Consider the following 14,118-nt stretch of genomic DNA (forward strand, 5'->3'; position numbering starts at 1 on the left):
CCCCTCCGACGTTTGCTCGACCGCCGCTTCCTAGAATCGCGACGGTCCTCCTCGTCCGACGGTTCATCCGGCCGGGAGGACCGCCGCAACGTCCTTGCGACGTGGTTTCGATGTCCGATTACAAGGTGCGGACGCCCGGCTCGCCCACAGAGACGGGGCATCGGGTTCCGCACCGCGAGTGTTCCAGGAGAAGTCCGGCGGAGTCCGAATCGACGGCCGGAACCGGGGTTTTATCGCGATGCGTGAATACGTCTGGCTCGAATGCACGGCTTGCGGCGAGAAGAATTACCGCGTCCAGAAGGAGACCCGCGGGGCCGACCGTCTGGAACTGAAGAAGTATTGCAGCCGTGAGCGCAAGCACACGGCGCACAAGGAATCGCGCAAGAAGTAACACGGCGGATTCGAGAGCCGGGATCTCTCGGAGCGGAACTTCAACGCGAGAACGGCGGCTTCGTCGGTCCTATTCCTGAGGGTGCCGACGGTAGCCGTGGACGAATTCCTCGAGACATCCTCCCGACCCACACGAGCGTAGCTCAATTGGCAGAGCACCGGTTTCCAAAACCGGCGGTTGGGGGTTCGATTCCCTCCGCTCGTGCTTCGACCGCCGCCCTGGAGCAAGGCGGCGGTCACCTTGGGGATGGGGCGATAAGTCCGGCGAAAGTTCGGCCTTGCGGCCCTTCTCGTCCCGGTCGTCCGTCGCACGGTCCTCTCGGGGCGCGCCTCATCCATCCGCCCCGATCACCGGCCTGCTGGAGCCTGCGGTTTCCCCATTCCGAATGGAACGGTCGACATGGGTAAAGTGAAAGACGAAGTGTCGGGGCAGAAACCGACCAAGACCCCCCAAGGGAAGCCGAAGGGAGGGTCGCTCGGAGCCCTCTCCCAGTTCATGGGTAATTTCTTCAGCGCCAAACTGTACAAGCCCAAGCAGGGCTGGTACGCCCGCCTCTACACTGGGCTGGCGTTGGGATTGCTCGCTGCCGGAGGGGTCTGGAACGCCTATCAGGCATCCCTCGATTACTCGCCGGGCTGGCGTCTCGGCATCCCGGCCGTGCTGGCCGCGATACTCGGTTGGGTCGTCTTCCGGGTGGTCCAGTATCCGGTCTTCGCCGAGTTCCTGATCGCTACCGAAGCCGAGATGAACAAAGTCTCCTGGACCACCAAGGACGATCTTTACCGGTCAACGCTGGTTGTGCTCGCGACCGTGCTGCTTCTCGCCGTTTACCTCTTCGTCGTGGACTGGTTCTGGTTGTTCCTCCTGCGAATGATCGGCGTTCTTCAGTTCAGCGGAGCCGGCGGGTTCGGTTCGACCTCCTGACGGCCATCCCCTCGTGGATACGCCGATCCAGCCCCCGTCCGAATACGCATCGCCCGTCGATCCGCATTCTGGACTTCCGGAGCCTGCCGATCTGGTGTATGGTAGTGGATTCCCCACCTCTCGCCCCGTTCCTGGACGATCGCAGCAGGTGGCGACCCGTGACCGATGATCGGCGCCGACGGAATCGAACGCCCCGGTCTCGACCCTCCCCTCGACCTGTACTCTGAAACGCGCCGTATTACGTTCCATGAGCCAACCGACGCACGAGTTCGACGAATCGACCCCGCCCCACGAGACGCCCGAGACCCCCTCGGTGGAAGACGCCTCGTTGGATGACCCGGCGGTCGAAGTGGAGGAAGAGACCCCGGACGGTGGTGCCGCCCGCGGCCGCTCGAGGCTCGCCCCGCCCTCCCAGGCATCCTCCGCGCAACCGGATCCTCATGACGAGGACGAAGATGACGGCGAGACGACGCCCGAAGTGGATCCCGACGCGGACCCGCCGCCGGAACTCGTCTGGTACGTCCTCAAAGTCCAGAGTTCGCGTGAGGACAGGATCTCCGAAGCGCTTCAGCGTCGGGTCAAGATCCAGGGCCTCGAGCGCTACTTCGGCGTGACGCCCGAGGGAAAACCGAGGATCGTCGTTCCGACGGAGAAGATCACCGAGATTCGGAACAACAAGAAGCGGATCGTCGAACGCAAGACGTATCCCGGCTACATCATGGTGCAGATGGAGCTGAACGAGAAAACCTGGTTTCTGATCCGGGAGACTCCCGGGGTGGGCGACTTCGTGGGGGCCCATGGGACGCCCACGAAGATGACCGAGACCGAGGTCAATCAGATGCTCAACCACCAGGAAGAGCAGACCACCGCCAAGTCGCCGACCGTCCGCATCGACGTCGAGCGCGGCGACCGCGTGAAGATCAAGGAAGGTTCGTTCGAGAACTTCGAGGGGACCGTGGAAGAGGTCATCGAGGGGCGAGGCCTGGTGAAGGTGATGCTCATCATCTTCAACCGCCCGACTCCCGTCGATCTCGAGTACTGGCAGCTCGAACGGCTCTGAGCGGCCTCCCTCGCGACCCTGAATCGGGTCGCGCGAGGGATCGAATCGCAAGCGAGAACGATCAAAGCAAGAGACCCCAGGGGAGCGAGAATCCGCGATGGCCAAGGTGATGACGGCGAAGGTCAAGCTGCAGTGTCCGGGGGGTCAGGCCACCCCCGCGCCCCCGGTCGGGCCCGCGCTCGGTCAACACGGCGTGAACATCGGTCAGTTCGTGATGCAGTTCAACGAACGGACCAAGGAGATGAAGGGGACGATCATCCCCATCGAGATCACGATCTACTCGGATCGTTCTTTCGAGTTCATCACCAAGAGCCCCCCGGCGGCCGTGCTCCTGAAGCAGGCCGCTGGTATCGCCTCGGGCTCGGCCGTTCCCAACAAGACGAAGGTTGGAAGCGTCACCTCCGAGCAGGTTCGGAAGATCGCCGAGACCAAGTTCCAGGATTTGAACGCTCGCGACCTCGACCATGCTTGTCGGGTCGTCGCCGGCACCGCCCGGAGCATGGGCGTCGAGATCAAGGACTGATTACGCTGACGGATTCGAGTCGATTCGCCGCCGTGAGGGGAATGGCTTCTCGCGGCGATTGATCGATCGGGAATGCGACGACGAAATGTTGTTCGCATTCCTCGCGTCCCGGCCCCGCTGGGACGCCGACCGGCCGATCCAGGCGCGACCGCCCGCCGACGGCCGAGTGTGGTATTGATGACGAAGGCGGCAGCTCTCCCGTGAGGAGGGCGAAAGGGGTGATGACTTGGCTTTCCGGTCCAAACGATATCGGGCGCTGACGGGGAAGGTGAAAGACACCGCCGTCCTATCGCTCGCCGAGGCGGTGAAGATCCTCAAGGGATTCAACACCACCAAGTTCAACCAGACCATCGAGGTCTCGACCCACCTGGGGATCGACCCTAGGCAGAGCGACCAGAACGTCCGCGGTTCCGTGGCGTTGCCGCACGGCATCGGCAAGGAGGTCCGGGTCGCGGTGTTCGCCCAGGGCGACAACGCCGAGAAGGCCCGGGCGGCCGGGGCCGACATCGTCGGTGCCGACGACCTTGCGCAGAAGATCAAGGGGGGCGTGATGGACTTCGACGTCGCCCTGGCGACGCCCGACATGATGGGCGTCGTCGGTCCGCTGGGACGTGTGCTCGGCCCTCGCGGCCTGATGCCCTCGCCCCGGTCCGGCACCGTGACGACCGACATCGCCTCGGCGGTGCGGGAGTTCAAGGCCGGCAAGATCGAGTTCCGCAACGACAAGGGGGGCAACGTGGCGGTCCCGGTCGGGAAGATCAACTTCTCGGAGGACCAGCTCGTCGAGAATATTAACGCCTTCCTCGCGTATCTGCGGACCATCAAGCCGGCGACCTCGAAGGGGACGTACATCCAGACGATCACCGTCTCGGCCACGATGAGCCCCGGGATCCGGGTTTCCGCCTGATCGGGCCCACTCCTGATCGACGGTTGCGTCGAAACTTATCGAACACGACGAGACGGAAACCACGGTCCCAGCCATGAGCAAATACGTAAAAGAATTGATGATGGATCAGCTCCGCGACGAGCTGTCGGGGAGCCGGTCGATGCTGATCATCGACTTCAAGGGGCTGGACGCGGTCAGCGAACACCAGTTCCGAATGGACCTCCGCAAGAAGTCGATCAAGGTTCGGACGCTGAAGAACACTCTGGCGCGCCGGGTCCTGACGGATCTGGGCGTCGAAGGGCTGTCGCAGTTCCTCGAAGGGCCTTCGGTCCTGGTTTGGGGCGGCGCCGGTCCCGCCGAGCTCGCCAAGGAGATCTCGGCGCAGCTCAAGAAGCTGAAGAAGCCGCAGATCAAGGGTGGCGCGGTCGACGGCGTGGTGATCGGACCCGACCAGGTCGAGGACATCACCAAGCTGCCGAGTCGCGAGGAGTTGATCGGCCGCGTGGCCGCCCTGGCCCTCGCCCCGGTCACTCGGGTCGTCAGCCTGGCCAATGCTCCGGCCTCCGCCCTGTTGGGCCAGCTTCAGACGATCGTCGAGGGGGCTCCGGCCGACGAGGCCGAATCCGCGACCGACGCCGTTCCGGAAGAGGCTTGATCCAACCCCCCGGACCCGCCTTGCGGCGGGTCCTCGACCGATCATGACCCGGCGGGGGTTCCGGGGATCCCGAGCCGCCCGCCTCGCACGACCGCCTTCAATTTCACCGGGTGCGTCCCGCGACGCACGCCGACGCCTGATTCGCCGTATCTCTCGATCGAGGAAGAAAGGATCGTTCTCGCTATGGCTACCGCCGAAGCCCCGACGTTCGCCGACAACATCAAGACCCTGGGCGAGTCCATCGTTCAGCTGACCGTCCTCGAAGCCAAGGCCCTCGGCGACTACCTTGAGGTCGTCCACGGCATCAAGCCGGCCGCCGCCGCCGTCGCCGCCGCCCCGGCCGCCGCCGCCGCCCCGGCCGAGGCCGCCGCCCCGAAGACCGAGTTCGACGTCAGCCTCGAGGCCATCGGCGCGAACAAGATCAACGTCATCAAGGTCGTCCGCGCCGCCACGGCCCTGGGGCTCAAGGAAGCCAAGGACCTGGTCGAGGCCGCCCCCAAGGACATCAAGACCGGGCTGTCGAAGGAAGACGCCGAGAAGCTCAAGAAGGAGCTCGAGGAAGCCGGCGCCACCGTCAAGCTCAAGTGAGCGAAAGGGGGCGGACCACGTCCGTCCTCGCCATCGTCAACGCCCGGGCCCTCGATCGCGAGGAGCCCGGGCGCTCGATGATCTGGCATCGTCGATACGAGGGGTGTGGGCGACGGTGATCCATCCGTCCGCTCGTCGCCTCCGTCGTCCTTTCTGCAGCAGCTCTGCTCGGCCCGCGATCACGAGGTGAACGCGGCGACCTTCGGCCCGGATGACGATGCGCCACCGACGACCATCACTGGCCGACGCCATCTCGGGCCCCGCCCGGATCGACCGCATTCCCGCGCACGCATCACCGGCCCCGTCGTCCTTATTCGAACGTCTTGAGACCCCCGACCGATCCCCTGCTGAGTCGCCCGCGGTCCCCCGCGGGCCGTCGCCGTTTGGGGTGGTCGCCGCCCGCCGCATCCGGCCGGCTCGAATGGACTCGGGCGCGTCTCCGGCGAGACCGACGACGACCGCGACCCCGGCCCGTGCCCCTTTCTCTTCTCGAGGAGCGCGACCTTAATGCCCACTCCGACGACCGTGCGGAGGATCGTCCCCGCCCAGAAGCGGAATTTCGGACGTATCCACGACGAGTTCCCGGTCCCCGACCTCACGCAGATCCAGACGCGGAGTTACGAGCGGTTCCTCCAGGCCGACGACCCGGCCGAGAGCCGGCTCGACTCGGGCCTGGAAGGGGTTTTCCGCGAGATCTTCCCGATCGAGAGTTATGACAAGACGCTGAAGCTCGAATACATCCGTTACGATCTGGGCAAGCCTCGCTACGACCCTGACGAGTGCCGTCAGCTTCGGCTCACGTACGGGCGTCCCCTGCACGTCTGGCTCCGGTTGAACAAGGGGGAGACGACCCTCGAGGAATCCGTCTACCTCGGCGACATGCCGGTCATGATCGGCGGCGGCGAGTTCATCATCAACGGCGCCGAGCGCGTGGTCGTCAGCCAGCTCCACCGCTCGCCGGGCGTGGACTTCGTGGTGGAGGTCGAGTCCACCGACAAGAAGCTGCACGCCTGCCGGGTGATCCCCGAACGCGGCAGCTGGATCGAGCTGCAGGTCACCAAGAAGGACACCCTCGGCGTCCGGATCGACCAGTCGGGCAAGTTCTCGTCGATGACGCTCCTGCGCGCCATGAGTCCGGCGTTCTCGTCGGACGAGGCCATGCTCGAAGCGTTCTACGACTCGGAGGAGATCGACTCCTCGGATTCCAAGGCCGTGACCCTGCTGGAGAACAAGGTCGCCTGCGGCGACGTCGTCGACCCCAGCACGGGCGAGGTCCTCGTCGACAGCGGGGCGACGATCTCCAAGGCGCTCGCTCAGGTGCTTTCCGACGCCGGCGGCGTGGGTCCGATCCGCGTCCTCAAGGAGGCGCGCGATCCGCTGATCCTGCAGTCGCTTCAGGACGACCCCACCACGGACCACGAGAGCGCGCTGCTTCGGATCTACCAGCGTCTGCGTCCGGGCAACCCTCCCCAGCTGGAGAAGGCCCGCGAGCTGTTCCACGAGAAATTCTTCGACACGAACCGTTACCGCCTGGGGAAGGTCGGCCGGTTCCGGATCAATCGCAAGTTCAATCAGTCGATCCCGGATGACCAGATGACCCTGGATCCGCTCGACTACGTGAATGCGATCCGGTACATCCTTCAACTCCGCAAGGGGACGGACGCCCGGGTCCACATCGACGACATCGACCACCTGGGCAACCGCCGGCTCCGGACGATCGACGAGCTGGCCGCCGACGAGCTCCGCAAGGGCTTCCTCAAGCTCCGTCGCACCGTTCAGGAGCGGATGAGCCTCAAGGACGCGGAGGACATGACCCCGCGCTCGCTGATCAACCCCAAGAGCATCAGTGCGGCGATCGAATATTTCTTCGGTCGCGGCGAGCTGTCTCAGGTCGTCGACCAGACGAACCCGTTGGCGCAGTTGACTCACGAGCGTCGACTTTCGGCGCTGGGCCCCGGCGGTTTGAACCGGAAGCGGGCCGGCTTCGAGGTCCGCGACGTCCACATCTCGCACTACGGCCGCATCTGTCCGATCGAGACGCCTGAAGGCACCAACATCGGCCTCATCAGCTCGCTGGGCATCTACGGCGGCGTCGATGAGTACGGCTTCCTGATCACCCCCTATCGCGAGATCAAGCAGGGCCGTTCGACCGATCAGGTCGTCTGGATGCGTGCCGACGAGGAGAGCGAGAATTACCTCGCGCCCGCCGACGCACCGGTCGACGACGCCGGCAAGCTGAAGGGCCCGGCGACGATCGCCCGCTACCAGACCGACTTCGTGTCGGTGCCGGTGGAGAGCATCCAGTACCAGGACATCTCGCCCAAGCAGATGGTCGGCGTCTCCGCGGGCCTGATCCCGTTCCTGGAGCATGACGACGCGAACCGCGCGCTCATGGGTTCCAACATGCAGCGGCAGGCCGTGCCGCTCCTCGTCGCGGAACCGCCGATCGTGGCGACCGGCCTGGAAACGTCGGTGGCGACCAACTCCGGCATGGTCGTCAAGGCGCAGCAAGACGGCACCATCACCTACGTCGACGCGACCCGGGTGATCATCGACCACAATCATATCTACAAGCTTCGGAAGTACGTCGGCCTGAACGAGCGGACCTGCCTGAACCAGAAGCCGATCGTGAAGGTCGGGCAGCAGGTCGAGCAGGGGGCGATCCTGGCGGACGGCGCCGCCACGTTCAAGGGCGAGCTGGCCCTGGGCCGGAACGTCCTGGTCGGCTTCCAGGCCTGGGACGGCTACAACTTCGAGGACGCGATCATCATCAGCGAGAAGCTGGTGCGTGAGGACGTCTACACCTCGATCCACATCGAGGAGTTCGAGATCGAGATCCGCGAGACGAAGCTCGGCCGCGAGGAGTTCACGCGGGACATCCCGAACGTCTCGGAGAAGGCCCTTCGGAACCTGGACGACAGCGGCGTCGTGCGGATCGGCACCTACGTCAAGCCGGGAGACATCCTGGTCGGCAAGGTGGCGCCCAAGAGCAAGAGCGAGCTGACGCCGGAAGAGAAGCTGCTGCACGCGATCTTCGGCCGGGCCGGCGAGGACGTGAAGAACGACTCGCTGGAGGTCCCTTCCGGCGTCGAGGGGATCGTGATCAACACCCAGCGGTTCAGCCGCCGGATGAGCCTCAGCGAGGACGAGCGGAAGGCTTTCGAGAAGGAGCTGAAGGACACCGAGGCGGGCGAGAACGTCCGGATCGCCGACGAGTACCGGCAGATGGTCAAGTCGCTGGAGACGGCGGTCGGCGGACCGGTCGCCGACCCCTCGACCGGCAAGGCGCTGGGACGCTCGAAAGACGCGAAGGACCTCGTCGACGAGAGCGATCGCTTCAAGCTGGAGGCTCTCGACCTCCGGAGCCCCGAGACCACGGCCAGGGCCCGCGAGGTGGTTCGCGAGTACACGCCGAGGATCGAGGCCCTGAAGGACGAGAAGGAGCGTCGGCTCAACAGCCTGAAGCGGGGCGACGAGCTGCCGTCGGGCGTCCTTCAGATGGTCAAGATCTACATCGCGACCAAGCGGGTGATCTCGGTCGGCGACAAGATGGCCGGCCGCCACGGCAACAAGGGCGTCATCTCGAAGATCCTCCCCGAAGAGGATATGCCGTTCCTGGAAGACGGAACGTCGGTCGAGATCCTGCTCAACCCGCTGGGCGTGCCCAGCCGTATGAACGTCGGCCAGATTCTGGAGACCCACCTGGGCTGGGCCGCGGCCAAGCTCGGTTTCCAGGCCGTCTGCCCGGTCTTCGACGGCGCCAGCGAGGCGACGATCCGCCAGTGCCTCAAGGACGCCGGCCTCCCCGAGAACGGCAAGGCCGTCCTCTACGACGGTCGGACCGGGCAGAAGTTCGACCAGCGGGTGACGGTGGGCTACATCTACATGCTGAAGCTCCACCACCTGGTCGATGACAAGATCCACGCCCGCGCCACCGGCCCGTACTCCTTGATCACCCAGCAGCCCCTGGGCGGCAAGGCCCGGTTCGGCGGCCAGCGCTTCGGAGAGATGGAAGTGTGGGCGCTGGAGGCCTACGGCGCGGCCTACATCCTCCAGGAACTCCTCACCGTCAAGTCGGACGACGTCGAGGGCCGTACGAAGATCTACGAGAGCATGGTCAAGGGGGAGAACACCCTCGAGGCCGGCACTCCCGCGAGCTTCGACGTGCTCACGAACGAGATCCGCGGCCTCGGGCTCAACATGCAGCTCGAGAAAAAGCGAGTCTGACGCGGCGTCCGCGTTCGTCACCCCCGACGATCGCCCCTCCTCCGAGTCCCCTGCGGGCTCTCGGAGGAGGGGCGGCGACGAACTCCAACCCGAGTCCGGTTGGCGGCTTCAGTCTTTTTTCGAGATTCCGCTTGGAATTGGCCCTGGGATTGCTTAGGATCAGAGGATGCGACATTGTCGCGAAACGATCTTCCACGCCTTGCGAACGCCGTCGCGCGTGGGCAGCGAGGGCGGGCGGAAGCATCGCGGAACCGCCGGCACTCGGCGGGTCCCGGTCAGGGAGGAGCCGAACTTGGCGATCCGGGTCCCAGGACGACCACAATAAGAAGAACCGCGGGGCCGCCCCGACGCCATCGGGGGGGTGCGTCCGCGGGTTTTTTTTGGTGAGGAGCGATGAGAGACGGGTCGAAGCGCCACGCCCCCGTCCCGATCGCACTCCCTGACGTGAACATGGGCTTGGATTGAACTCGTCCGGGAGGCCGTCCCGGTGAGGAGACGACGAAGGCGACCGTCGCTCCCTCCCCTCGGCCACCCCGCCCCGGACTCGCCGGAACCGCGGAGGAGAGTGTCTCGTGAGCATGGGCGAAAGTGCCTACGATCGTATTAACGACTACGGGGCCGTCAAGGTCGGCTTGGCGAGCCCGTACGACATCCGGAGCTGGTCGTTCGGCGAGGTCAAGAAGCCCGAGACGATCAACTACCGGACCTATCGTCCCGAGAAGGACGGCCTGTTCTGCGAGCGGATCTTCGGCCCCGAGAAGGACTGGGAGTGCGCCTGCGGCAAGTACCGCGGCATGAAGTACAAGGGGATGATCTGCGACCGTTGCGGCGTCAAGGTGACCCACTCGCGGGTCCGCCGCAAGCGCATGGGCCACATCGAGCTGGCCGCGCCGGTCGTCCACATCTGGTTCTTCAAGGCCATGCCCAGCCGCCTGGGCACGCTCCTGGACATGAAGACGTCCAGCCTGGAGCGGATCATCTACTTCCAGGACTACGTGGTCGTCGAGGCCGGCGACACGCCGCTCAAGGAAGGCCAGCTCCTCACCGAGGAGGAGTTCCGCAAGGGCCGCGAGACCTACGGCGAGACCTTCCAGGCCGACATGGGCGCCGAGGCCGTCCGCAAGCTGCTCATGCGGCTCGACCTGGTCAGTCTCTCCAAGCAGCTCCGCGAGAGCCTCGTCGAGACCACCAGCAAGCAGAAGATCAAGGACCTCACCAAGCGGCTGAAGGTCGTCGAGGCCCTGCGCGACAGCGACAATCGCCCCGAGTGGATGGTGCTGGAGTGCATCCCGGTCATCCCGCCGGACCTGCGTCCGCTGGTGCTCCTGGACTCGGGCAATTTCGCCACCAGCGACCTGAACGACCTGTATCGCCGGATCATCAACCGGAACAACCGGCTCAAGAAGCTGGTCGACCTCAACGCGCCCGAGGTCATCATCCGCAATGAGAAGCGGATGCTCCAGCAGGCCGTCGACGCGCTCTTCGACAACAACCGCTGCAAGCGGCCGGTCCTGGGGAGCTCGAACCGCCCGCTGAAGTCGCTCACCGACATGATCAAGGGCAAGCAGGGGCGGTTCCGCGAGAACCTCCTCGGCAAGCGCGTGGACTACTCCGCCCGCTCGGTCATCGTGGTCGGCCCCGATCTCAAGCTGCACCAGTGCGGCCTCCCCAAGAAGATCGCGCTGGAGCTGTTCCAGCCGTTCATCATCCGCCGGCTCAAGGAACTGGGCCACGCCGACACGATCAAGTCGGCCAAGAAGATGCTGGAGCGACGGACCGACGAGGTGTGGGACATCCTCGAAGAGGTGATCCGCAACCACCCGGTGCTGCTCAACCGGGCCCCGACGCTCCACCGCATCGGCATCCAGGCGTTCGAGCCGGTGCTGGTCGAGGGTAACGCGATCCGGATCCACCCGCTGGTCTGCCGCGGCTTCAACGCCGACTTCGACGGCGACCAGATGGCCGTCCACCTGCCGCTCTCGATCGAGGCGCAGGTCGAGGCCATGACGCTGATGATGGCGACCAACAACATCTTCAGCCCGGCCAACGGCAGCCCGATCATCAGCCCGACCCAGGACATCGTCATGGGGTCCTACTACCTCACGGCGTCGCGGGCGGGCTCGAAGGGCGAGGGGATGCTCTTCTCGTCGCCGAACGAGGTCTTCCTGGCGCACAGCCAGGGCAAGACGGCGGTCCATTCGCTGATCAAGCTGCGGCTGCCGGCCAACCGCAAGCTCAAGGGAGAGGGCGAGAAGGAGTTCACCCCCGGCATGGTCGTGACCACGACCGTCGGCCGCGTGGTGTTCAACGACATCCTGCACCCGAGGATGCCGTACTACAACCTCACCCTGGGTCAGAAGCAGCTCCAGTCGATCATCGCCGACTGCTACCAGATCCTCGGCCGCCGCGAGACGATCGCGCTGCTGGACCGGATGAAGGACCTGGGCTTCCGCGAATCGACCCGGTCCGGCCTCTCGTTCGGCACCGACGACCTGCGGACGCCGAGCACCAAGGACACGATCATCGCCGACGCCGAGAAGGAGGTGCAGCGCAACAACAAGCTGTACCACCGCGGCATCATCACCGACCAGGAGCGGTACAACAAGGTCCTCGACGCCTGGACCCACGCTCGCGAGCGGATCACGTCGGAGATGATGGAAGCCTTGCGGAACGACCTTCGCGAAGGCGAGATGGAGAACTACCACAACCCGATCTTCCTCATGGCCGAATCGGGCGCCCGCGGCGGCGTGGAACAGATCCGCCAGCTGGCCGGCATGCGCGGCCTGATGGCCAAGCCGTCGGGTCAGATCATCGAGACGCCGATCAAGGCCAACTTCCGCGAAGGGCTGTCGGTGCTGGAGTACTTCTCCTCCACCCACGGCGCCCGGAAGGGCCTCGCCGACACGGCCCTCAAGACGGCCGACTCGGGCTACCTCACCCGCAAGCTGGCCGACGTGGCCCAGAACGTGGTCATCACCACCGAGGACTGCGGCACCTCGCAGGGGATCACCAAGGGCGTCATCTACAAGGGCGAGAAGGTCGAGGTCAGCCTGGCCCAATCGATCCGCGGGCGGGTCAGCCGGGTGAACATCGTCGACCCGATCACCGACGACGTGATCGTCCGCGAGAACGAGATGATCACGCTCTCGGCGGCTCGCAAGCTTGAAGAGATGCAGATCGAGAAGATCCAGGTCCGCAGCCCGATGACCTGCGAGGCGTCGCTGGGCGTCTGCCGCCGGTGCTACGGCATGGACCTGGCGACCGGCCAGCTCGTCGAGGGGGGCATGGCCGTCGGCATCATCGCCGCCCAGTCGATCGGCGAGCCGGGCACCCAGCTTACGATGCGGACGTTCCACATCGGCGGCGTGGCCACCCGCGCCGTCGAGGAGAAGGACGTCAAGGCGAAGCGGGAGGGCAAGGTCAAGTTCGTCGGCCTGAGCATCGTCATCAACGACGAAGGGAAGGCGATCGCCCTCTCCCGCAACGGCGAACTCCAGATCCTCGACTCCAAGGGGCGTGAGCTCGAGAAGCTCGACATCCCCGACGGCGCCGTGATGCTCGTCGAGGACGGCCAGCAGATCAACCGCGGCCAGATGCTCTGCGAGTGGGACCCCCACAACATCCCGATCCTCGCCGAGGTCGGCGGCCGGATCCGCTTCGACGACATCGTCGAGAACGAGACGATGAAGGTCGAGGCCGACCCCTCGGGCCACATCCGCCGTACGATCATCGAGCACAAGGGCGACCTCCACCCGCAGATCGTCATCGAGGACGCCGAAGGCAAGACGCTCGACTACAAGTACATCCCCGAGCGGGCCACGATCGAGGTCGAGAACGGCCAGATGATCACGGCCGGCACCCTGCTCGCCAAGACCCCTCGCGAGGTCGGCGGCACCCAGGACATCACCGGCGGCCTCCCCCGCGTCACCGAGCTGTTCGAGGCCCGGCGACCCAAGGAGCCGGCGGTCATCGCCGAGATCGACGGCCGCGTCGAGCTCCTGGAAGAGAAGCGGCGCGGCAAGCGCACGATCGTCGTCCGCAACGAGAGCGGCATCGAGCGCGAGCACCAGGTGCCCCACGGCAAGTACCTCCGCGTCCACGGCTCGGACCGCGTCCGCGCCGGCGATCCGCTGGTCGAAGGGCCGCTGGTCCCGCACGACATCCTCCGGATCTCCGGCGAGGAAGTCGTCCAGCGCTACCTCCTCCGCGAGATCCAGAACGTCTATCGGTCCCAGCGCGTCGAGATCGACGACAAGCACCTGGAGATCATCATCGCCCAGATGCTCCGCAAGGTACGGGTCGACAGTCTCGGCGACACCGGCCTGCTCCCCGGCTCGGTCATCGACAAGTTCGAGTTCCGCCGCGTCAACAACGAACTGGTCGGCTGCGTGAAGGTCAAGGACCCCGGCGACACCGACTACCGCATCGGCGACATCGTCCCCCGCGACCACTTCGAGCAGGAAAACTTGCGCGTCGAGTCCGGCGGCGGCAAGAAGGCCGAGTGGACCCGCACCAAGCCCGCCGCCGCGAGCACCCAGCTCCTGGGCATCACCAAGGCGGCCGTGCAGTCCGAGAGCTTCATCTCGGCCGCGAGCTTCCAGGAGACCACGAAGGTCCTCACCGAGGCCGCCCTGGCCGGTAAGAGCGACTATCTCGTCGGCCTCAAGGAGAACGTCATCCTCGGCCACCTCGTCCCGGCCGGAACGGGCTTCAAGTCCCATCTCGAGGCCGAGGTCCGCATCCACCCCGACGCCCTCGAGGCCCTCGCCGAGAAGGGCTCGCCCTACTCCCGCTACCGCGACGAGGCCCCGGCCGTCGCCGGCAAGGAGTAACTCCGGCCTCGACCGGAACTTCGACACCCCCG

General features: G+C 65.6%; 9 protein-coding genes and 1 tRNA gene. All 10 read left to right on the plus strand.

Translation table 11 applies throughout. The annotated features are described in order from the left end of the window. The first annotated feature begins 238 nt into the window (after positions 1-238). The 10 genes from rpmG to rpoC all read left to right on the plus strand — a co-directional run bounded on the left by rpmG (position 239) and on the right by rpoC (position 14,086). The gene (gene rpmG, locus VT85_RS03125) at positions 239-391 is read left to right on the plus strand and encodes a 50S ribosomal protein L33 (RefSeq protein WP_068410378.1); all 153 of its coding nucleotides are present in this window, start codon (positions 239-241) and stop codon (positions 389-391) included. Positions 392-522: 131 nt separating this feature from the next. Then, positions 523-595 (plus strand) — tRNA-Trp (locus VT85_RS03130). A gap of 195 nt (positions 596-790) precedes the next feature. Next, complete coding sequence (gene secE / locus VT85_RS03135; RefSeq protein WP_068410381.1) at positions 791-1,315, plus strand: preprotein translocase subunit SecE; 525 nt, start codon at positions 791-793, stop codon at positions 1,313-1,315. 247 nt (positions 1,316-1,562) lie between these two features. Then, on the plus strand, positions 1,563-2,375 hold the full coding sequence (gene nusG, locus VT85_RS03140) for a transcription termination/antitermination protein NusG (protein ID WP_068410384.1): 813 nt from the start codon (positions 1,563-1,565) through the stop codon (positions 2,373-2,375). Between the two features lie 97 nt (positions 2,376-2,472). Next, a complete protein-coding gene (gene rplK, locus VT85_RS03145; protein WP_068410388.1) occupies positions 2,473-2,898 on the plus strand; it encodes a 50S ribosomal protein L11 in 426 nt (141 codons plus the stop codon). Between the two features lie 226 nt (positions 2,899-3,124). Next, the gene (gene rplA, locus VT85_RS03150; RefSeq protein WP_068410391.1) at positions 3,125-3,805 is read left to right on the plus strand and encodes a 50S ribosomal protein L1; all 681 of its coding nucleotides are present in this window, start codon (positions 3,125-3,127) and stop codon (positions 3,803-3,805) included. 73 nt (positions 3,806-3,878) lie between these two features. Then, positions 3,879-4,439 (plus strand): 50S ribosomal protein L10, encoded by a 561-nt coding sequence (rplJ, locus tag VT85_RS03155; protein WP_068410394.1) that lies wholly within the window; start codon positions 3,879-3,881, stop codon positions 4,437-4,439. A gap of 183 nt (positions 4,440-4,622) precedes the next feature. Continuing rightward, entirely contained in the window at positions 4,623-5,027 is a 405-nt protein-coding gene (rplL, locus tag VT85_RS03160; protein ID WP_068410396.1) for a 50S ribosomal protein L7/L12, read from the plus strand. 507 nt (positions 5,028-5,534) lie between these two features. Next, positions 5,535-9,254, plus strand: coding sequence for a DNA-directed RNA polymerase subunit beta (gene rpoB, locus VT85_RS03165; RefSeq protein ID WP_068410399.1), 3,720 nt, complete (start codon positions 5,535-5,537; stop codon positions 9,252-9,254). A gap of 572 nt (positions 9,255-9,826) precedes the next feature. Continuing rightward, positions 9,827-14,086 carry a DNA-directed RNA polymerase subunit beta' gene (gene rpoC / locus VT85_RS03170; RefSeq protein WP_068410402.1) on the plus strand — a complete coding sequence of 1,420 codons (4,260 nt, stop codon included), beginning with the start codon at positions 9,827-9,829 and terminating at the stop codon, positions 14,084-14,086. Positions 14,087-14,118 lie beyond the last annotated feature (32 nt).

The organism is Planctomyces sp. SH-PL62, from assembly GCF_001610895.1.
In the GTDB taxonomy this organism is placed as follows: Bacteria; Planctomycetota; Planctomycetia; order Isosphaerales; family Isosphaeraceae; genus Paludisphaera.